The organism is Rhodococcus sp. NPDC003322 (assembly GCF_053589555.1).
Genome location: NZ_JBSFSC010000004.1, coordinates 656143 through 675441 on the forward strand (window position 1 = coordinate 656143; position 19299 = coordinate 675441).

The following is a 19299-nucleotide window of genomic DNA, read 5'->3' on the forward strand; positions in this document are numbered from 1 at the left end:
AGCTGAGTAGACGTGCGAGTAGCGCAATCCTGGCTGACCGAGATCCTGCAGCGGGCCACCCCCGGCTGGGAGGTGAGCCCCGAGGAGCTGGACGCCGGTTTCGTGCGGGTGGGCCTCGAGGTCGAGGAGGTCGACGCGGTACCGCTGGTGTCGGGTCCCCTGGTGGTGGGCCGGGTGCTGGAGATCGAGGAACTGACCGAGTTCAAGAAGCCGATCCGGTTCTGCCGAGTCGACGTCGGCGGCGAAGAACCGCAGGAGATCGTGTGCGGGGCCCGGAACTTCGCGGTCGGTGACCTCGTCGTGGCCGCGCTGCCCGGCGCGGTACTGCCCGGCGACTTCGCCATCGCCTCTCGCAAGACGTACGGCCGGGTGTCGAACGGCATGATGTGCTCGGCCTCCGAGCTGGGCATCGGCAAGGACCACTCCGGGATTCTCGTGCTCGAACCCGGTACCGCCGAGCCGGGTACCGCAGCCGGCGAGATCCTCGGCCTCGGCGACACGATCATCGAGCTGAACATCACCCCGGACCGTGGCTACTGCTTCTCGGTGCGCGGCCTGACCCGCGAGCTGGCGAACGGCTTCGACCTGGACTTCGTCGATCCCGCCGTGATGGTGCCGTACGAGGCCGCGGGCGACGCGTGGCCGCTGACGGTGCAGCCGGAGTCCGGGTGCACGCGCTTCGCACTGCGCAAGGTCACCGGCGTGAACCCGCACGCGGTCACTCCGTGGTGGATGCAGCGCCGGCTGTTGCTGTCCGGGGTTCGGCCGATCTCCCCGGCCGTCGACGTGACCAACTACGTGATGCTCGAACTCGGTCACCCGCTGCACGCATTCGACGCGGCCAAGGTCGCCGGCGGTCTCGTGGTGCGCCGCGCGGTCGCCGAGGAGAAGCTGACCACCCTCGACGGGGTGGAGCGGACGCTCGACGCCGAGGACGTGGTGATCTGCGACGACACCGGTGTCATCTCCCTCGCCGGCGTGATGGGCGGCGGCAGCACCGAGGTCGGCGAGGGCACCACCGAGGTGCTGCTCGAGGCGGCGATCTGGAATCCCTTGGCGGTGTTCCGCACGTCGCGCCGGCACAAGCTGATCTCCGAGGCGTCGAAGCGGTACGAGCGGGTCGTCGACCCGGCGCTGTCCGCTGCCGCGCTGGACCGGGCGGCCGGGTTGCTCGCCGAGATCACCGGCGGCCACGTCGAGCCGGTCCTGACCGACCAGGGTTCCGTCGCCGCGCCCGCCGCGATCGCGATGGACCTGGACCTGCCGAGCCGGGTCGCGGGCGTGACCTACCCGAACGGGACCGCCGCTCGCCGGCTCACCCAGGTCGGGTGCACCGTCGACGTCGCGGTCGACGACAGCGGCACCGGTCAACTGGTGGTGACGCCGCCGACGTGGCGTCCCGATCTGACCCAGCCGGCCGACCTGGTCGAGGAGGTGCTGCGGCTCGAAGGGCTCGAGCAGATCCCGTCGGTGCTGCCTGCCGCGCCGGCCGGGCGCGGCCTGACCCCGTCGCAGCGACGCCGCCGCGCTGTCGGGAAGGCGCTCGCATTCGACGGCTACGCCGAGGTGCTGCCGACCGTGTTCCTGCCCGCCGCGGTGTTCGACACCTGGGGCCTGGACGCCGACGACCCGCGCCGCGTCACCTCGAAGGTGCTCAATCCCCTCGAGTCGGACCGCCCGGAACTCGCGACGACGCTGCTACCGGCACTGCTGGAGATCCTGGCCCGCAACACCTCTCGTGGCCAGCGTGACCTGGCGCTGTTCGGTATCGCGCAGGTTGTCCAGCCCGGGCCGGACACCAAGCCGGTCGATGCACTGCCGGTCGACCGGCGGCCCACCGACGAGCAGGTCGACGATCTGTTGCGCTCGCTGCCCGCGCAGCCGGTTCACGTCGGCGTCGTCCTGACCGGGCTTCGTGAGCCGAGCGGGCCGTGGGGGCCCGGACGTGCAGGTGACGCCACCGATGCGTTCGCGGCCGCGCAGACCATCGCCGCCGCCGCGGGTGTTCGGCTCGACCGCAGGCCCGCGCAGTACCTGCCGTGGCACCCCGGCCGCTGCGCCGAACTGCTCGTCGACGGCACGGTGGTCGGACATGCCGGTGAGCTGCACCCGGCGGTGCTCGAGCGCGCCGGACTGCCCGCCCGCACCTGCGCGGTGGAGCTGAACCTCGACGCACTGCCGATCGTGGAATCGCTTCCCGCGCCCCGCGTTTCGCCGTTCCCGGCGGTGCTGCAGGACGTGGCCGTCGTGGTCGACGGCTCGGTGCCGGCGGCGTCGGTGGAGTCCGCGCTGCGTGCGGGCGCCGGGGAGCTCCTCGAGGACATCCGGCTGTTCGACGTCTTCACCGGCGAGCAGGTCGGTGCCGGACGCAAGTCGCTCGCGTTCGCACTGCGGTTCCGCGCCGGTGACCGCACCCTGACCGAGGACGAGGCGAGCGCCGCCCGTGACGCCGCGGTCGCCGCCGCGGCCGCGACGGTCGGTGCGCAGCTGCGCGCCTGAGCCCGTACCCGACACGCCACCCCGTTCCGCGCCGACGCGGAACGGGGTGGCGTGCGTTTCGGGCTAGCCTGGGCACAGAGAGCTCGCGACCGCCGACCCGGCTGACGAGCCGATCGAGCGAGGTGCCATGACCGAGACCCAGTCCATCGTGAACAGCATGAGTGCGCTGACCGACGACGAGGTGCGGGCGGTGGTGGCCGCCGCGACGACCGGACGGCCCGCGCTGGCCGCGTTGCGGGCCGCGGCCCTCGAGATCCGCTTGGTCCCCGAGCCCGTCGCCCCGCCGGTACCGACCACGCCGGACGTGCCGGCGCCGCCGGTGATCCTCGACGCGGACGTCGTCCCGGACCCGCATGCCGTCACCAATCCCAACACCGTCCCGGGCGGGGTGGTGGCACCCGATGTCGCTGCCGTGACCGGATACACCGAGGGGGGTGTCCCGACGTTCGACGCCGTCCGCGAGAAGATCGAGACCCGCGCCGGCACCGCCGACGGAGGCACCGAACTCGACGCCGCGTCGTCCGCCGGACGGAACCTCGAGGAGCAGTACGCGGCAAGGGAGAAGGCGGCCAAGGAGCGGCTCGACGAGATCCGCAAGTCGCTGCACCGGGACTGACCTGCCGGGCATTGCCCTGCGCGCGGGGCGGGTCGGTCGTACCGTGGATGCACCAACACGGAGGTGCCTCATGGACATTCTCGTCGGGTTTGCATTCTTCGTCACGTTCGCGGCCGTCGCCGTGGTGACGGCCGGGGTGCTGATGCTCCTCGCGATCTCGATCAAACCGGACTTCCTGCAGCGCACCCCGAAGGGGTACGCCGACGGCGCAGCACGCACACCCGACCGCCTCCGCTGACCCACTCGCCCCTTCCCGAATGGCCCATCTGATCGGTTCAGCCGACCGAATGCGCCATTCGGGAAGGCCGGGAGGACGTGTCAGTGCCGGTCGAGGATTGCGGCGAAGTCGGTGCCTGCGGGCAACGAGCCGTACTCGAGGTCCCGGTTCTCGCCGAGCCGGGCCGTCAGGAACGCTTCCGCGACCGCCGTCGGTGCGGTCCGCAGCAACAGCGACGCCTGCAGACCGAGCGCCATCGACGCCGCGACCGCGCGTGCGCGGAACTGCGCCTGGGTCGGGTCCAGCGTGGCCAGTTCGGCCAACGCCGTCCGCATCCGGTCCTGGTGCGTGTCGAACAGCGCGGAGGCGCCGCGTGCCTCGGCCAGCTCGGCGTCGAACGCCGCCACCGACTCCGGCTCGCGGGTCATCGCGCGCAGCACATCGAGGGCGATGACGTTGCCGGAGCCTTCCCACACGGCCATCACCGGCTGTTCCCGGTAGCGGCGGGCCAGCGGGAACGCCTCGGTGTAGCCGTTGCCGCCGAGGCATTCGAGCGCCTCGTACGCGTGGTGCGGTCCGCGCTTGCAGATCCAGTACTTCGCGACCGCGGTGGCGAGCCGCCGGAACGCCTTCTCGGTATCGTCGGCGTCCGCGTCGTGGGCGCGTGCCAGGCGCAGGGCGGTGGCGGTCGCGGCCTCCGACTCGAGTGCCAGGTCCGCGGCGACCGACGTCATCGCCGGCTGGTCGATCAGCGTCGTACCGAAGGCCGCGCGGTTTCGCACGTGCCACAGTGCCTCCGCGACGGACTGGCGCATGCCCGCGGTCGAGCCGTAGACGCAGTCGAGGCGGGTGCGCGCGACCATCTCGATGATGGTGCGCACGCCGCGGCCCGGTTCACCGACCAGGTGGCCGAGGGTGCCGTCGAGTTCGATCTCCGAGGACGCGTTGGACTTGTTCCCGAGCTTGTCCTTCAACCGCTGGATCCGGAAGACGTTTCGGGTTCCGTCTTCGAGCACCCGCGGCACCAGGAAGCAGGACAGGCCGGAACCCGAGGCGAGTTCGGTCTGCGCCAGGATCAGGAAGCCGTCCGACATCGGTGCCGAGCAGAACCACTTGTGCCCGGTCAGCGACCAGGTTCCGTCGGAGTTGGGCACGGCGCGAGTGGTGTTGGCGCGCACGTCGGAGCCGCCCTGCTTCTCGGTCATCGCCATTCCGAAGATCACGCCGGGCTTCTCGCCGGGCGCGATCAGCCGGCCGTCGTAGCCGCGGCCGTAGAGCCGGGGCAGCCACAGCGCCGACAGTTCGGGGGAGAACTCGGACAGCGCGGGGACGACGGAGTGGGTCATCGAGATCGGGCACGAGTGGCCGGGCTCGATCTGGGCGAACATCATGAACGACGCGGCACGGGCGACGTTCGCGCCCGGCTTCGGGTCGGCCCAGGCCGAGGTGTGCGCGCCGTGTTCGACGGCGGCGCCGATGATTCGGTGGTAGGCCGGATGGAACTCCACCTCGTCGATCCGGTTGCCGTACCTGTCGTGTGAGTGGAGCATCGGTGTGACGGTGTTCGCGAGTTCGGCGTCGTGCTGGAAGGATTCGGTGCCGACCAGCGCGCCAACCTCGGTCAGTTCCTGTTGCGCCCAGTCGGCGTCGTACCGCGCCACACCCTCGACCAGCGGAACGTTCGCGGTGTACTCGTTGACGTCCACCCGTGGCGGCGCCTGGTTGAACACCTCGTGGGTGTGGAATCCGGAGGGGGTGACGGTCGTCATTGGTGCGTTCCTTCGGTCGATGGTGCGGGCCGCCGGGGGCTTTCTGTGATTCCGACACCGTGGAAGCAGAACCGGAGGATCGCCTCCACGGTGTCGGTGTCCTCGGGGCCGTGGGTGTCGGCGTTGTCCGTGGTCACGGCATGGGTGGGGGACAGGCGCCCGGTCAGTGCCTCGCTGATGGCGCCGATCAGTGCGGTCGCGGTCACGCCGAGGTGTTGCTCGGGGAACTCGCCGGAGGCGATGCCCTCGCGCAGGATCTCGGTCGTGAGCGCGTGGTAGTCCGCTCGGTAGGCCAGTCGTTCGGCGTCGATGCGTGGATCGACCGGTTCGAACAGCAGCGACCACGCGAGTTGGCGTCCCTTGATGGCGCGCAGTGCGAATGTCTCGACCAGGGCGCGCAGGCGGTTCGACGCCCCGTCCGCGGCGTCGACCGCGGCCCGGACCGCGGCGAGTTCCTGGTCCGCGCCGACCCGGAACACGGCGGCAAGCAGGTCTGCGCTGCCGTCGAAGTACGAGTACACCGAACCGACGCTGACCGCGCACTTCTCGGCGATTGCCTTGACCGTGGCCGCGGCGAATCCGCCGGAGGCGACGAGTGCGGTCGCCTCGGCGAGTAGGGCCGCGCGGCGCTGCGCCTGCGCGGCGCGCGTCTTCTCGGTCGCTCGGTAGGCCATCCGGCGGGCACCCTTTCCCAATACTATGAATCGTGATTCAATCCTTGCGAGTCGACTGTAGAACGAAACACGGGCCACGGCAACGGGCGCCCCGAGGAGACCTTCATGAACCTGACCACGATGCTGGAGAGCACGGCGCGCAAGTATCCGGACAAGGAGGCGCTCGTCTACGGGGATCGACGGATCACCTATGCCGAATTGCTCGCCGCCTCCAAGCGGGCCGCCACCGTGCTGCGGGACCGTGGTGTCCGCCGTGGCGACAGGGTCGCGGTGATGACCTACAACAGCCCCGGTTTCGTGATCGCCGCCTTCGGTGCCTGGCGGGCAGGCGCCGCGCTCGTGCCGGTCAATCACAAACTGGCTCCGCCGGAGGTCGAGTACACCCTCGGTCACTGCGGGGCGACGGTCGGCATCGTGTCGGCGGACCTGCGCGGTAGCGCGGAAGCGGGTGCGCCGCAGGTGGATTGGATGCTGACGGAACCGGGGGAGGGCACCGCGGCGTGCACGGACCGGGACTTCGACGCCCTCGTCGACCTCGCCGACGAGTGGGAGGGCGCCGACGTCCACGAGACCGACATCGCGCAGGTGCTCTACACGTCGGGGACCACGAGCGCCCCGAAGGGCTGCCTGCACACGCACCGCTCGATCACCACTGTCGCGCCGTACATCTCGACGACACTCGGCCTGGACCGGGACGAGCGGGTGCTGATCGCGATGCCGATCTGGCACGCCGCACCGCTCAACGTCTGGTTGGTCACCACCATGTTCCTCGGCGGCACGATCGTGTTGATGCGGGAGTATCACCCGATCGAGTTCCTGAAGATCATTCCGGCCGAGCGGATCACGGCCTTCTTCGGTGCCCCGATCGCGTACCTCGCGCCACTGCAGGCGGCCCGGGCGGCGGGAATCGACCTGACGGACTTCGACTTCTCGACCATGCGGCGCTGGACGTACGGTGGTGCGCCGATCGGCGCGGAGGTGGCGCGGCAGCTGCAGCAGGCCTATCGGTCCGAGGACTTCTACCAGGTGTACGGCATGAGCGAGATGGGCCCGACCGGGACCGCGCTGTATCCGCACGAGCAGATCGCGAAGGCCGGGTCGATCGGCCGTGGCGGCATGCCGGGTGTGGACCTGCGGGTGGTTCGGGCGGACGGCGGCGACGCCGGGCCGGGGGAGACGGGGGAGATCTGGCTCGCCGGAGACACCAGAATGCTCGGGTACCTGGACAACGACGAGGCCACCGCCGACGTGTTCGAGGGTCGCTGGTACCGCAGCGGTGACGTCGCCCGGCTGGACGAGGACGGGTACATCTACATCGTCGATCGAACCAAGGACGTCATCATCACCGGCGGCGAGAACGTGTACTCGCAGGAGGTCGAGGAGGCGATCCGGCCGCGACCCGACGTCGTCGACGTCGCGGTGATCGGCCGTCCCCATCCGGAGTGGGGCGAGACGGTTGTCGCGGTGATCGCTCCGGTCGACGGTGCCCATGTCGAACTCGACGATCTGCGGTCGTACCTGTCCGACAAGCTCGCCCGCTACAAGATCCCACGCGAACTCGTGGTCGTGGACCAGCTGCCCCGGAACCCGTCCGGCAAGCTGACCAAGCATGTCCTCCGGAGTTCGGTGATCGGCGACTGACCGGCCCCGGTCGTCGTTGGGTGCCCGTGGATCAGCCGGCCGTCTCTGCGGCGGGCGTGCCCGAGGAGATGTCGGCGAGCGAGCGATTCTTCGTGCGAACACCGAAGCTGAGAATCGCACCCGAGAACAGGACGGTGACGACGAGCATCCAGATGGTCGGGACCGCACCGAGGTTGCTCAGTGCCGGAACGACGATCCAGGGGGCGACCGCACCACCGAGGTGGCCGACGCCGTCACCCACCGCCGATGCCGAGCCTCGGACCCGCGTCGGGAAGACCTCGGCGGTGTAGGTGTAGGCGGGCAGGATCGTGAAGCTGATACCGAAGTTCACCAGCATCGAACCCGCGGTCGCGGTGACCTCGGACGCGGGCAGGAGCAGTGTCAGAAGTCCCGCGGCGACGAGCGCGGTGCCGATGATCGTGAGGATCTTGCGCTCGTACCTCTCGATCAGGACGAGCATCAGCAGTGGGACGATCACCGAGGTGCAGCGCATCAGGACGGTGACCAGCAGGGCGTCCGAACTCGACACCCCACGACCTTCGAGGATCAACGGGGTGTAGTTCAGGAAGCCGTACACGGCGAGGTAGTACACGAACCAGAACCCGGTGACGAGCACGACCCTGCGCAGGAGCTCGCCGCTGAACAGTTCCCCGATCACGGAGGACGCCGGCTGTTCGGCATCCGTCCCGGCGGCCTCGAGTGCCTCGTACTCCGCTCGCGCGGCCTCGGGGGACGAGCCGGCCCTCGCCTCCATTCCGGCGACGATGCGTTCGGCGCGCTCGACGTCCCCCGTCGACACCAGCCATCGTGGCGACTCCGGCAGGATCCGGTCGACGAGCATCGGAACGACGACGATGACGATGCCGCCGATCGCCAGCAGGATCCGCCAGCCGTACGACGGCAGGTGATTCAGAATGGGCAGCGAGACGAATCCGATGACGACCTGGCCGATCGCCTGGTACGTCATGATCGTCGCCAGATAGCGGCCGCGCATGTTCTTCGGGGCCAGCTCGCCGATGTACGTCGAGACCAGTGCGATCACTGCCCCCATTCCCGCACCCGCGAGGAACCGGAAGAAGCTGAGCGAGGCGATGTTCCACGCCAACCCACTCAGCGCTCCGCTCAGCGCGAGCACCACGATCGTCAGCGCCAGCCCACGCTGGCGGCCGAAGCGGTCCGCGATGTGACCGAGCGCGAACGCTCCGATCGCATAACCGACGAGGTTGAGTGCGATCGGTTGGCTCATCTGCATGACGGAGACGTCGAGGCTTGCCGCGGTCGCCTTCACCGTCAGGCCGGAGACGGTGATGTCGTAGTTCGCGAAGAACATGCACAGCACGAGCGCCAGCCCGCCGAACGGTCCGACGCCGACCCGCGGCATCGTGTCGATCCGTGCATCGATCATCCGGGCCGCCCGCAGGTCGGCCGATGCTCCGGGGTTCTGCGCAGGTCGCGTTGTCTGGGGGTGTGACACCTGCCCCGCCTTTCTGGGTCCGAATCGATTCGTCGCTGTCGGCGGCGGGAGAGTGGTCTCCGCCACCGGGCTGCGGAGCAGTGAGCGCCGCCACTGCGATCCAGTGGAATCATTCGCCTAGATTTGCGCGGATGTCAATCAGGGGTTCCTGTGAAAATCCTTGGTGTGGATACTTTTTGGTGCAATTCGGGCATTTCTCGCATACGGAATTCGACCGAAACGGGACGAGGCGGGAGTGTCCGGTGGACACTCCCGCCTCGTCTCGCGGCCGGATTGGCTACGCCGTGTGGCTTGCCGCGGGTTCGGCGGCCGATGGCGGCGTACTCGTTGCCGCCGACGGTCGGGGAACGGTGAACGTGGCGACGACGCTGAGGATCGCCACGGCGAAGCACGCGACCGTGTACCAGAGGCTGCCGACCGGATCGCCGTTCGCGGTGACCCCGTCGACCGCGTCGAAGAATGCGGGCAGTGCGGTGACCCAGAGGACCGCCATCACGACCAGGTACACGACGGCGTACCACCGGACGAAGTCGTTCGAGTACGGCGGGACGTCGGAGCGCCCCGCACGAACGCGGGACCACTGCCGAGTCAGGATCACGACCGCCACGACCGACAGCGCGACCAGTTCCGCGGCGTAGAGGAACCCGCGGACCGTGTCGCTCCCCATGCCGAAGACGGTCGCCGGGAGCGGGAGCACGAACACCCCGACCGAGGCGGCGAGGCCGATCACCACGGTGCGCCACACCAACTGCAGGCCGGAGAAATGCCGGCCCGCATCGACGTGCCGACCGACGAAGAACTGGACGCACAGGGCCAGCGACATCGGCCACAGCGCCGCGAACACCACGACGCTGGGCAGCGGAACCGAATCGAAGAACGGCTGGTTGACCTTGTTGTCGAGGGTCCACTCCCACCAGCGCAGCTGCGGTCCGAGGTGGTCGAAGATCTCGTAGAACGCGTGGTGCACGAAGCCGACGCACACCGCGCCGAGGATCACGCCGTACTTCCGGAACACGCCGAGCATCCGGACGATCTCGACCGCGATGGTGGCCATCAACGGGTAGATCGCGATGATGTACAGCGGCAGGCGACCCCACAGGAAATCGACGGTGAACACGTTGTGCGCGAACATCGTGCCCAGGTAGTCCTCGGTCCCGAATGTTGCCGGGAAGTAGATCGGCGGCTCGATCACGAACAGGAACGCGGTGGCGCCGAACCACAGCACCAGGTTGGTGGGATCGCCGTGCCGACGCAGCCGCAGGATTGCGTAGACGAGCGCGAGCACCGCCCCGAGGACGATGGTGAACTCGAGGACCGGCAGGGTCCAGTTCTCCAGCGCGCCCGGGCTGCGGAACTCGACCAGCCCGCCGGCCTCCTCGCACGAGAAGCCCAGACGGGTTGCGAGATCCGAGAAGGTGGGTGAGCAGTGGTCCGACATCACTTCACCTCCGACCGTGCCGACTCGGCGCTGCGATCCTGCTGCTCGGCGGTGTACCAGCGAGTGCAGTCGTAGCCCTCGTCGTAGCGGGCGAACCACCGGCCGGCCAGTACAGGCAGGTTCTCGTGTGTCGGGTCGTGCCCCGGCAGCTGGCTACGGACGGCACCGGCGAGGGCGGTGAGCTGCTCGCCCAGGTGCAGGCCGTCGAACGCGCGTGGCATCGGCCCCTTGGTCAGGTAGGGCGCGAAGGAGGTGAGCACCCGCTGCTTGATGCGGTGCCGGGCGAACATCGACATCGCGTCGACCTTTCGCTCGGACAGCGGCACGTGCTGGTTGAAGCCGGCGCACGCGATCCGGATCGATTTCATCACGTGCGCGAAGATCGACGGCGCCATCCGCATCCGGTACAGCTCGTTGCCGACGACGGAGTTGTAGATGATCAGCGCCGAACTGCGGTGCTCGACCTCTTCGACGAAGTGCCAGAGGAACAGGGAGGCGACCCGGTCGTCGCCGGGCGCGAACAGGGTCGCCTCGTTGTCGAGCATCAGCTTGAACACCGGGGTGAAGGTGGCCTCGAGGTCCGCGGTGTACGCGAGCCGGTAGTCGATCGAGGTGCGCTCGGTGAGCAGGTCGAATTCGCCGATGACCGCGTCGAGAGTGTTCTGCAGGCCGGGGTAGCGCCTGATCAGCGCGTTCACGTGCTGGCGGTGGGCGGTCGAGTGGTGCCCCTCCTGTCGCATGAACGCCGTGGCTTCCTCGGCGACCTCGGGATCGGTGATCCGCGGCTTGGTCTGGAGGATCAGCTTCACGATCATCTTCTCGAAGCCGATGGCCAGGAACGAGACGGCGTTGGACATGCTCGACCACGCGGGGTTCTCGGGGTTCCACAGGAAGGGGACGTCCTGGTCCTCGAATCCGAAATCCATCTTGCGGGCTTGAAGGTTGGTCACTGTTCGGCACCTCGAAACGGGAAATGGGCTGGTCAGGTGGCCTCCCCGGCACCGCGAGGCCCCCAATGGCAGCGATCATACGCAGATTGGCCTATGTGTATGATCGCTTTCGATCGATCGGTCGTCACTCGTGATCCGAATTGGCGGATCGCCTGTGATACCGTCCGCCCGGTGGCGCGCAGACGTGGGTGGGGCGGCAGTCCGCCGGGTGACGACGAGGAGGCCTCCCGTCGTATCGTCGCCGCCGCAGTCGATCTCATCGGGCGGACCGGTTCGGAGATCAGCATCGCCGACGTCGCCGAGTCGCTCGGTGTGATCCGGCAGACCGTGTATCGGTACTTTCCGAGTGCCGATGCACTGATGCGGGCCGCGGCCATCGCGTCGGTCGCCGGCTTCCTCGATCGGCTGGCCGAGTGCGTGGCGGGTCTCGACGATCCCGTCGAGGCGATGACCGAGGGTGTCGTCTACACGCTCGCCGAGGTCCGCCGAACGCCCCATCTGGGCATCCTGTTGTCGAGTTCGTACTCGAACATCCACTCCGACAGCCTCACCTCCGACGAGGCGCAGGCGTTCGGCATGACGATGATCAAGAGATTCGACGTCGACTGGGCGCGGCACGGATACGACGACACCGCGCTGCACGGGCTCGTCGAGTACGTCCTGCGCACGATGCAGTCCTTCTTCCTCTCGCCGGGGAACCCGCCGCGCAGTGACGGGGAGTTGCGGCAGTACCTGCGGCGCTGGATGGGTACTGCAATCGCGGCGCAGAAGGAGTTCTCGGCGCGGGCCTAGGTGTGAATGGGCTTGCATGATGGTGCATAATCGTCCATATGGTCACCACAGCAGCTTCCACCGGACCGATCCGGGTCGCCATCGCAGGGGCGAGCGGGTACGCGGGCGGCGAAATCCTGCGCCTGCTGCTCGGGCACCCCGCCCACCGCGACGGCAGGCTCACGATCGGCGCCCTCACCGCGGGCGGCAATGCAGGGGCCACCCTGGGGCAGTTCCACCCCCACCTGCTCCCGCTCGCCGACCGAGTGCTCGAACCGACCACCCTGGACGTCCTCGCCGGCCACGACGTCGTGTTCCTCGGCCTGCCGCACGGCAACTCCGCCGAGATCGCCAAGGCATTGCCGGAGAGCACCGTGATCATCGACTGCGGCGCCGACTTCCGGCTCTCGAATGCCGCCGACTGGGAGAAGTTCTACGGCAGCGCGCACGCCGGCACCTGGCCGTACGGCCTGCCCGAGCTGCCGGGCAACCGGGACAGGCTCACCGGCGCGACCCGCATCGCGGTGCCCGGTTGCTACCCGACCGCGGCCAGCCTCGCGCTCGCCCCGGCCGTCGCCGCCGGGATCGTCGAGCCGCGGGTCACCGTCGTCGCGGTCAGCGGCACCTCCGGCGCGGGACGCGCCCCCAAGGCAGACCTGCTCGGGTCCGAGGTGATGGGTTCGGCCAAGGCCTACGGTGTCGGCGGCGTCCACCGGCACACCCCCGAGATCACCCAGAACCTCTCGGCGCTGGCCGGCACCGACGTCACGGTCTCCTTCACGCCCGTGCTCGCGCCGATGCCCCGCGGCATACTCGCCACCTGCACCGCCGCGACGACCGTGGACCTGGCGCGCGCCCGGGAGGTCTACGAGAAGGCATACGCCGACGAGCCGTTCGTGCACGTGCTGCCCGAGAACGTCTACCCGCAGACCGGCGCGGTCATCGGCTCGAACGCCGCACAGATCGGTGTGACCGTCGACGAGACCGCGGGCCTGCTGGTCGTGATCGCCGCCATCGACAACCTCACCAAGGGCACCGCAGGCGGTGCCGTCCAATCCATGAACCTGGCCCTTGGCCTGCCCGAGACCGATGGTCTCTCGACCGTGGGAGTTGCCCCGTGACAACCGATTCCGAGTTCGCCGCACCGCACGCAGTCGAGGTTGCCGGTGGCCGCCTGATCCGCACCCAGGGTGTCACCGCGCCCGCAGGCTTCCGCGGTGCAGGCATCGCCGCCGGTATCAAGGTCAGCGGCCGGCCCGACCTCGCCCTCGTGTTCAACGAGGGCCCGGACACCGCCGCGGCCGGCGTCTTCACGGCCAACAAGGTCAAGGCCGCACCCGTGCTGTGGTCGCAGCAGGTGCTCACCGGAGGCAAGCTGCGTGCCGTGGTGCTCAACTCCGGTGGCGCCAACGCCTGCACGGGCGCCCCCGGCTTCCAGGACACCCACGCCACCGCGGAGCACGTCGCGGCCACCCTCAGCGACTGGGGCACCGAGACCGGCGCCGGTGAGGTCGCGGTCTGCTCCACGGGGCTGATCGGCGACCGGCTGCCGATGGACAAGCTGCTCGCCGGCGTCACCGAGATCGTGCACGAACTGGCCGGCGGGATCAGCGGCGGCACCGACGCCGCCTACGCGATCATGACCACCGACACCGTCCCTAAGCAGGCGGCGCTGCACCACGCGAACAAGTGGAACGTCGGCGGCATGGCCAAGGGCGCGGGCATGCTCGCCCCCTCGCTGGCCACGATGCTGTCGGTCGTCACCACCGATGCCGTCGCCACCGCGGCCCAGCTGGACGAGGCACTGCGGGCCGCGACCCGGCTGTCCTTCGACCGGCTCGACGTCGACGGCGCCACCTCCACCAACGACACCGTGCTGCTGCTGTCGTCGGGTGCCAGCGGCATCGCCCCCACCCAGGAGGAACTCAACGCCGCGGTCCTCGCGGTGTGCGACGACCTCGCCGACCAGATGATGGCCGACGCCGAGGGCGTCACCAAGCGGGTCACCGTCACCGTCGCCGGCGCCGCCAGCGAGCAGGACGCGCTCGTCGGGGCCCGGACCGTCGCACGCGACAGCCTGGTCAAGACCGCGCTGTTCGGCTCCGATCCCAACTGGGGACGGGTGCTCGCCGCGATCGGTATCGCCCCGATCGCCCTCGACCCCGACCGGATCTCGGTGTCCTTCAACGGGAATCCGGTGTGCATCGACGGCGTCGGCGCACCGGGCGCGCGTGAGGTCGACCTCTCCGGCGAGGACATCGCGCTGCGCATCGAACTCGGTGTCGGCGACGCGGAGGTCTCCATCCGCACGACCGACCTCTCGCACGCGTACGTCGAAGAGAACTCGGCCTACTCGTCATGAGTGAGAGCATCCTCAGCCTGACCTCCAGTCAGAAGGCGTACGTCCTCGCCGAGGCGCTGCCATGGCTGCAGCGGTTCCACGGCAAGATCGTCGTCGTCAAGTACGGCGGCAACGCGATGGTCGACGACGAACTGAAGGCGGCGTTCGCGAAGGACATGGCGTTCCTGAGGACCGTCGGAATCCACCCCGTCGTGGTGCACGGCGGCGGACCGCAGATCAACGCGATGCTGAAGCGGCTCGGCATGGAAGGCGAGTTCCGCGGCGGCTTCCGCGTCACCACGCCCGAGGTGATGGACGTCGTGCGGATGGTGCTCTTCGGTCAGGTCGGACGCGAGCTCGTCGGGCTGATCAATGCCCACGGCCCGTATGCGGTCGGCATCTCCGGTGAGGACGCGCACCTGTTCACCGCGACCCGGCGGACCGTCGTCGTCGACGGCGAGCCGACCGACATCGGGCTGGTCGGCGACGTCACCACCGTCGACCCGACCGCGGTGCTCGACCTCATCGCCGCCGGCCGGATTCCGGTCGTCTCGACGATCGCCCCCGATTCCGACGGTGTGGTGCACAACATCAACGCAGACACCGCCGCGGCCGCGCTCGCAGAGGCCCTCGGCGCCGAGAAGCTGGTCGTCCTCACCGACGTCGAGGGCCTCTACACCAACTGGCCCGATCGCAGCTCGCTGGCGTCGGTGATCGACACCGCCGCGCTGGAACAACTTCTGCCGAGCCTGGATTCGGGCATGGTCCCGAAGATGGAGGCGTGCCTGCGCGCCGTGCACGGCGGCGTCCCGAGTGCCCACGTCATCGACGGCCGCCTCGCGCACTCGGTGCTCCTCGAACTACTCACCGGCGAGGGCATCGGCACGATGGTTGTCCCACCGGACGTTTCGGTCCCCACCACCCCTGCAAAGGAAGGCCCCGCATGACCGGCACCTCCGCACTCCAGCAGCGCTGGTCCGGTGCGCTGATGAACAACTACGGCGTCCCGCGGGTCGCTCTCGTCTCCGGCGACGGGGCCGTGCTCACCGACGCCGACGGCAAGCAGTACCTGGATCTGCTCGGCGGCATCGCCGTCAACATCCTCGGCCATCGGCACCCGGCGATCATCGACGCGGTCACGGCGCAGCTGAACACTCTCGGCCACGTGTCGAACCTGTACGCCAGCGAACCGGCCGTGGCACTGGCCGAGCAGCTGCTGCACCACCTGGGTGCCGGTGGCGACGGCGGCGTCACCGGCCGGGTGTTCCTGTGCAACTCCGGCACGGAAGCCAACGAGGCGGCCTTCAAACTGGCCCGGCTCACGGGCCGGCGCAAGATCATCGCCGCCGAGCGGGCCTTCCACGGCCGGACGATGGGTGCCCTCGCGATGACCGGGCAGCCGGAGAAGCGGGCACCGTTCGAGCCGATGCCCGCGGGCGTCGAGTTCGTGCCCTACGGTGACATCGCGGCCCTCGACGCGGCCGTCGACTCCGACACCGCCGCCGTGATCCTCGAACCGATCATGGGGGAGTCCGGGGTCGTGGTCCCGCCGGAGGGCTACCTGGTCGAAGCCCGCCGGATCACCGCCGAGCGTGGTGCCCTGCTGATCCTCGACGAGGTGCAGACCGGCATCGCGCGCACCGGCTGGTTCTACGCCCACCAGGCGTCGGGCATCGTGCCCGACGTGATGACCCTCGCCAAGGGGCTCGGCGGCGGCCTGCCGATCGGGGCGTGCATCGCCACCGGCGCCGCGGCCGAACTCTTCGGCCCGGGTAAGCACGGCACCACCTTCGGTGGAAACCCCGTGTGTGCCGCCGCGGCGCTGGCGGTGCTGCGCACCGTCGACCAGGAGGATCTGCTCAGCCACGCCGATGCGGTCGGCAAGTCGCTGTCCGCGGGGATCGAGGCGCTCGGGCACCCGCTCGTCGATCACGTCCGCGGCACCGGGCTGCTGCTCGGCGTCGTCCTGACCGACACCGTCGCACCGGCCGTGGAGGCCGCTGCACGGGACGCCGGCTACCTCGTCAACGCTGCGGCGCCCGACGTGATCCGGCTCGCGCCGCCGCTGATCCTCACCGAGGAGCAGGCACAGGGATTCGTGGCGGCGCTGCCGCAGATTCTGAACACCGCTGTAGCGGAAGGGAAGTGACATCATGCCGGTGAAGCACTATTTGAGGGACGACGACCTCACCCCGGCTCAGCAGGCCGAGGTGCTCGAGCTCGCCGCCGCACTGAAGAAGGATCCGTTCGCCAAGCAGACCCTGGCCGGGCCCCGCGCGGTCGGGGTGATCTTCGAGAAGAACTCCACCCGCACCCGGTTCTCGTTCGAGGTTGGCATCTCCCAACTCGGCGGGCACGCCGTGGTCGTGGACGGGCGGAGCACCCAGCTCGGCCGGGAGGAGACGCTGCAGGACACCGGCCGGGTGCTCTCGCGCTACGTCGACGCCGTCGTGTGGCGGACCTTCGGGCAGAAGCGGCTCGAGCAGATGGTCAGTGGTGCGACGGTCCCGATCGTCAATGCACTCTCCGACGAGTTCCACCCCTGCCAGGTCCTCGCGGACCTGCAGACCCTGCGCGAGCGCAAGGGCGAGCTGAAGGGGCTGAAGCTGACGTACCTCGGTGACGGCGCCAACAACATGGCGCACTCGCTGATGCTCGGCGGCGTCACCGCGGGCATCGACGTCACCATCGCCGCCCCGGCGGGCTTCGCGCCGTTGCCCTGGGTGCTCGACGCCGCCCGCGCGCGGGCCACCGAGACCGGTGCCACCATCACCGTCACCGACGACCCCCAGGCCGCTGTGGCCGGCGCCGACGCGCTCGTCACCGACACCTGGACCTCGATGGGCCAGGAGAACGACGGCCTCGACCGGGTCGGACCGTTCCGGCCGTTCCAGATCAACGCGGCGCTGCTCGCGAAGGCGGCGCCGGACGCGGTGGTGCTGCACTGCCTGCCCGCGCACCGCGGTGAGGAGATCACCGACGAGGTGCTCGACGGCCCGCAGTCGGTGGTGTGGGACGAGGCCGAGAACCGCCTGCACGCACAGAAGGCGCTGCTGGTGTGGCTGCTGGAGCATCAGGACCGGGCACAGTCGTGACCGCCACCCAGCCGAGTGGCGTGACGGCACCGCCGTCGAAGTCGCTCGCGGTCGCGCAGACACGGGCCGGGAGGCAGGCCCGGATCACCGCCCTGCTGGCGGTGCACGAGGTCCGCAGCCAGCCGGAACTCGCCGCGCTGCTCGCCGCCGAGGGCATCGAGGTCTCGCACGCGACGCTGTCGCGGGACCTCGAGGAACTCGGTGCGGTGAAACTGCGGGCCGCCGACGGGGGCGCCGGCGTGTACGTCGTGCCCGAGGACGGCAGCCCGGTGCGCGGCGTCTCCGGCGGCACCGACCGGCTGTCGCGGCTGCTGGGGGAGTTGCTGGTGTCCACCGACGCGAGCGGGAACCTCGCGGTGTTGCGCACCCCGCCGGGTGCCGCGCACTACCTCGCCAGCGCGCTGGACCGCGCGTCTCTGCCCGAGGTTGTGGGAACCATTGCCGGGGATGACACCATTCTTGTGGTGGCCCGTGAACCCCTGACGGGCGCGCAGCTCGCCGACATGATCGAAAAACTGGCCTGACCTGGCATTTGCGCCGGGTCCGGTCGGCATGCGATCGGCACAACTGAAGAATCTCGAGAAGATACAACCCCAAAAGGAGCACACAGACCATGGCTGAACGCGTCGTACTCGCCTACTCGGGCGGGCTGGACACCTCCGTGGCCATCAGCTGGATCGGCAAGGAGACCGGCAAAGAGGTCGTCGCCGTTGCCATCGACCTCGGCCAGGGTGGCGAGGACATGGAGGTCGTGCGTCAGCGTGCCCTCGACTGCGGCGCCGTCGAGGCCGTCGTGATCGACGCCAAGGACGAGTTCGCCGACGAGTACTGCCTGCCCACCATCCAGGCCAACGCCCTGTACATGGACCGCTACCCGCTGGTCTCGGCGATCAGCCGGCCGCTGATCGTCAAGCACATCGTCAAGGCCGCGCGCGAGCACGGCGGCACCGTCGTCTCGCACGGCTGCACCGGCAAGGGCAACGACCAGGTGCGGTTCGAGGTCGGCTTCGGCGCCCTTGCCCCCGACCTGGAGGTCATCGCCCCGGTTCGTGACTACGCCTGGACCCGGGAGAAGGCCATCGCCTTCGCCGAGGAGAACCAGATCCCGATCAACGTCACCAAGCGTTCGCCGTTCTCGATCGACCAGAACGTGTGGGGCCGCGCCGTCGAGACCGGATTCCTCGAGGACCTGTGGAACGCCCCGACCAAGGACGTCTACGACTACACCCAGGACCCGACCATCAACTGGAACGCCCCCGACGAGCTGATCATCAGCTTCGAGGCAGGCAAGCCGGTCGCGATCGACGGCAAGCCCGTCACCGTGCTCGAAGCGGTCCAGGAGCTCAACAAGCGCGCCGGTGCGCAGGGCGTCGGCCGCCTCGACGTGGTCGAGGACCGCCTCGTCGGCATCAAGAGCCGCGAGATCTACGAGGCCCCCGGCGCGATGGTGCTCATCACCGCGCACCAGGAACTCGAGCACGTCACCCTCGAGCGCGAGCTCGGTCGCTACAAGCGGCAGATGGAGCAGCGCTGGTCCGAGCTGGTCTACGACGGCCTGTGGTTCTCGCCGCTGAAGGAGGCGCTGGACACCTTCGTGCTCAAGACCCAGGAGAAGGTCACCGGCGACATCCGCCTGTTCCTGCACGGCGGCGCGATCACCGTCAACGGCCGGCGCAGCCCGCAGTCGCTGTACGACTTCAACCTCGCGACCTACGACGAGGGCGACTCGTTCGACCAGTCGTACGCGAAGGGCTTCGTCAACATCCACGGCCTGTCCTCCAAGGTCGCCGCGAAGCGCGACCTGGGCCTGTAAC

The 19299-nt window shown here is 69.3% G+C and carries 17 protein-coding genes; 12 read left to right on the top strand and 5 right to left on the bottom strand.

What is annotated here, in order from left to right; translation table 11 throughout:
- The first annotated feature begins 12 nt into the window (after positions 1-12).
- The 3 genes from pheT to ACWDUM_RS19395 all read left to right on the top strand — a co-directional run bounded on the left by pheT (position 13) and on the right by ACWDUM_RS19395 (position 3353).
- Positions 13-2499 (top strand): phenylalanine--tRNA ligase subunit beta, encoded by a 2487-nt coding sequence (gene pheT, locus ACWDUM_RS19385; RefSeq protein WP_450135170.1) that lies wholly within the window; start codon positions 13-15, stop codon positions 2497-2499.
- A 127-nt stretch (positions 2500-2626) separates the two neighbouring features.
- Positions 2627-3115, top strand: coding sequence for a hypothetical protein (locus tag ACWDUM_RS19390; protein ID WP_450135171.1), 489 nt, complete (start codon positions 2627-2629; stop codon positions 3113-3115).
- A gap of 70 nt (positions 3116-3185) precedes the next feature.
- Entirely contained in the window at positions 3186-3353 is a 168-nt protein-coding gene (locus ACWDUM_RS19395) for a hypothetical protein (protein WP_450116408.1), read from the top strand.
- 80 nt (positions 3354-3433) lie between these two features.
- Here the strand turns inward: ACWDUM_RS19395 and ACWDUM_RS19400 are convergent, their stop codons facing one another.
- Both ACWDUM_RS19400 and ACWDUM_RS19405 read right to left on the bottom strand, forming a co-directional pair.
- Positions 3434-5101, bottom strand: coding sequence for an acyl-CoA dehydrogenase family protein (locus tag ACWDUM_RS19400; protein WP_450135172.1), 1668 nt, complete (start codon positions 5099-5101; stop codon positions 3434-3436).
- Positions 5098-5775 carry a TetR/AcrR family transcriptional regulator gene (locus ACWDUM_RS19405; RefSeq protein WP_450135173.1) on the bottom strand — a complete coding sequence of 226 codons (678 nt, stop codon included), beginning with the start codon at positions 5773-5775 and terminating at the stop codon, positions 5098-5100. The genes ACWDUM_RS19400 and ACWDUM_RS19405 overlap by 4 nt, the downstream gene beginning before the upstream one ends.
- 105 nt (positions 5776-5880) lie before the next feature.
- Here ACWDUM_RS19405 and ACWDUM_RS19410 point away from each other — a divergent pair, with 105 nt between their 5' ends.
- Positions 5881-7416: a class I adenylate-forming enzyme family protein gene (locus ACWDUM_RS19410; RefSeq protein WP_450135174.1), complete on the top strand. Its 1536-nt coding sequence runs from the start codon at positions 5881-5883 to the stop codon at positions 7414-7416.
- A 31-nt stretch (positions 7417-7447) separates the two neighbouring features.
- Here ACWDUM_RS19410 and ACWDUM_RS19415 read toward each other — a convergent pair whose 3' ends face one another.
- The 3 genes from ACWDUM_RS19415 to ACWDUM_RS19425 all read right to left on the bottom strand — a co-directional run bounded on the left by ACWDUM_RS19415 (position 7448) and on the right by ACWDUM_RS19425 (position 11278).
- Positions 7448-8890 (bottom strand): MFS transporter, encoded by a 1443-nt coding sequence (locus tag ACWDUM_RS19415; RefSeq protein WP_450135175.1) that lies wholly within the window; start codon positions 8888-8890, stop codon positions 7448-7450.
- Positions 8891-9167: 277 nt separating this feature from the next.
- Positions 9168-10328 carry a hypothetical protein gene (locus ACWDUM_RS19420; RefSeq protein WP_450135176.1) on the bottom strand — a complete coding sequence of 387 codons (1161 nt, stop codon included), beginning with the start codon at positions 10326-10328 and terminating at the stop codon, positions 9168-9170.
- Entirely contained in the window at positions 10328-11278 is a 951-nt protein-coding gene (locus ACWDUM_RS19425; RefSeq protein WP_450135177.1) for a metal-dependent hydrolase, read from the bottom strand. The genes ACWDUM_RS19420 and ACWDUM_RS19425 overlap by 1 nt, the downstream gene beginning before the upstream one ends.
- Positions 11279-11449: 171 nt before the next feature.
- On the opposite strand from ACWDUM_RS19425, the gene ACWDUM_RS19430 reads away from it, so the two are divergent.
- The 8 genes from ACWDUM_RS19430 to ACWDUM_RS19465 all read left to right on the top strand — a co-directional run bounded on the left by ACWDUM_RS19430 (position 11450) and on the right by ACWDUM_RS19465 (position 19298).
- Positions 11450-12070, top strand: coding sequence for a TetR/AcrR family transcriptional regulator (locus ACWDUM_RS19430; RefSeq protein WP_450135178.1), 621 nt, complete (start codon positions 11450-11452; stop codon positions 12068-12070).
- A gap of 38 nt (positions 12071-12108) precedes the next feature.
- Positions 12109-13170 (top strand): N-acetyl-gamma-glutamyl-phosphate reductase, encoded by a 1062-nt coding sequence (gene argC / locus ACWDUM_RS19435; protein WP_450116400.1) that lies wholly within the window; start codon positions 12109-12111, stop codon positions 13168-13170.
- The gene (argJ, locus tag ACWDUM_RS19440) at positions 13167-14411 is read left to right on the top strand and encodes a bifunctional glutamate N-acetyltransferase/amino-acid acetyltransferase ArgJ (protein WP_450116399.1); all 1245 of its coding nucleotides are present in this window, start codon (positions 13167-13169) and stop codon (positions 14409-14411) included. Before argC ends, argJ begins: the two co-directional genes overlap by 4 nt.
- Complete coding sequence (gene argB, locus ACWDUM_RS19445; protein WP_450135179.1) at positions 14408-15337, top strand: acetylglutamate kinase; 930 nt, start codon at positions 14408-14410, stop codon at positions 15335-15337. The genes argJ and argB overlap by 4 nt, the downstream gene beginning before the upstream one ends.
- The gene (locus ACWDUM_RS19450; protein ID WP_450135180.1) at positions 15334-16539 is read left to right on the top strand and encodes an acetylornithine transaminase; all 1206 of its coding nucleotides are present in this window, start codon (positions 15334-15336) and stop codon (positions 16537-16539) included. Before argB ends, ACWDUM_RS19450 begins: the two co-directional genes overlap by 4 nt.
- A 4-nt stretch (positions 16540-16543) precedes the next feature.
- On the top strand, positions 16544-17485 hold the full coding sequence (gene argF, locus ACWDUM_RS19455) for an ornithine carbamoyltransferase (RefSeq protein ID WP_450135181.1): 942 nt from the start codon (positions 16544-16546) through the stop codon (positions 17483-17485).
- Positions 17482-18009: an arginine repressor gene (locus tag ACWDUM_RS19460; protein ID WP_450135182.1), complete on the top strand. Its 528-nt coding sequence runs from the start codon at positions 17482-17484 to the stop codon at positions 18007-18009. The genes argF and ACWDUM_RS19460 overlap by 4 nt, the downstream gene beginning before the upstream one ends.
- A gap of 89 nt (positions 18010-18098) precedes the next feature.
- Positions 18099-19298, top strand: a complete 1200-nt coding sequence (locus tag ACWDUM_RS19465; protein WP_450116394.1) for an argininosuccinate synthase — start codon at positions 18099-18101, stop codon at positions 19296-19298.
- The last annotated feature ends 1 nt before the right edge of the window (position 19299 follow it).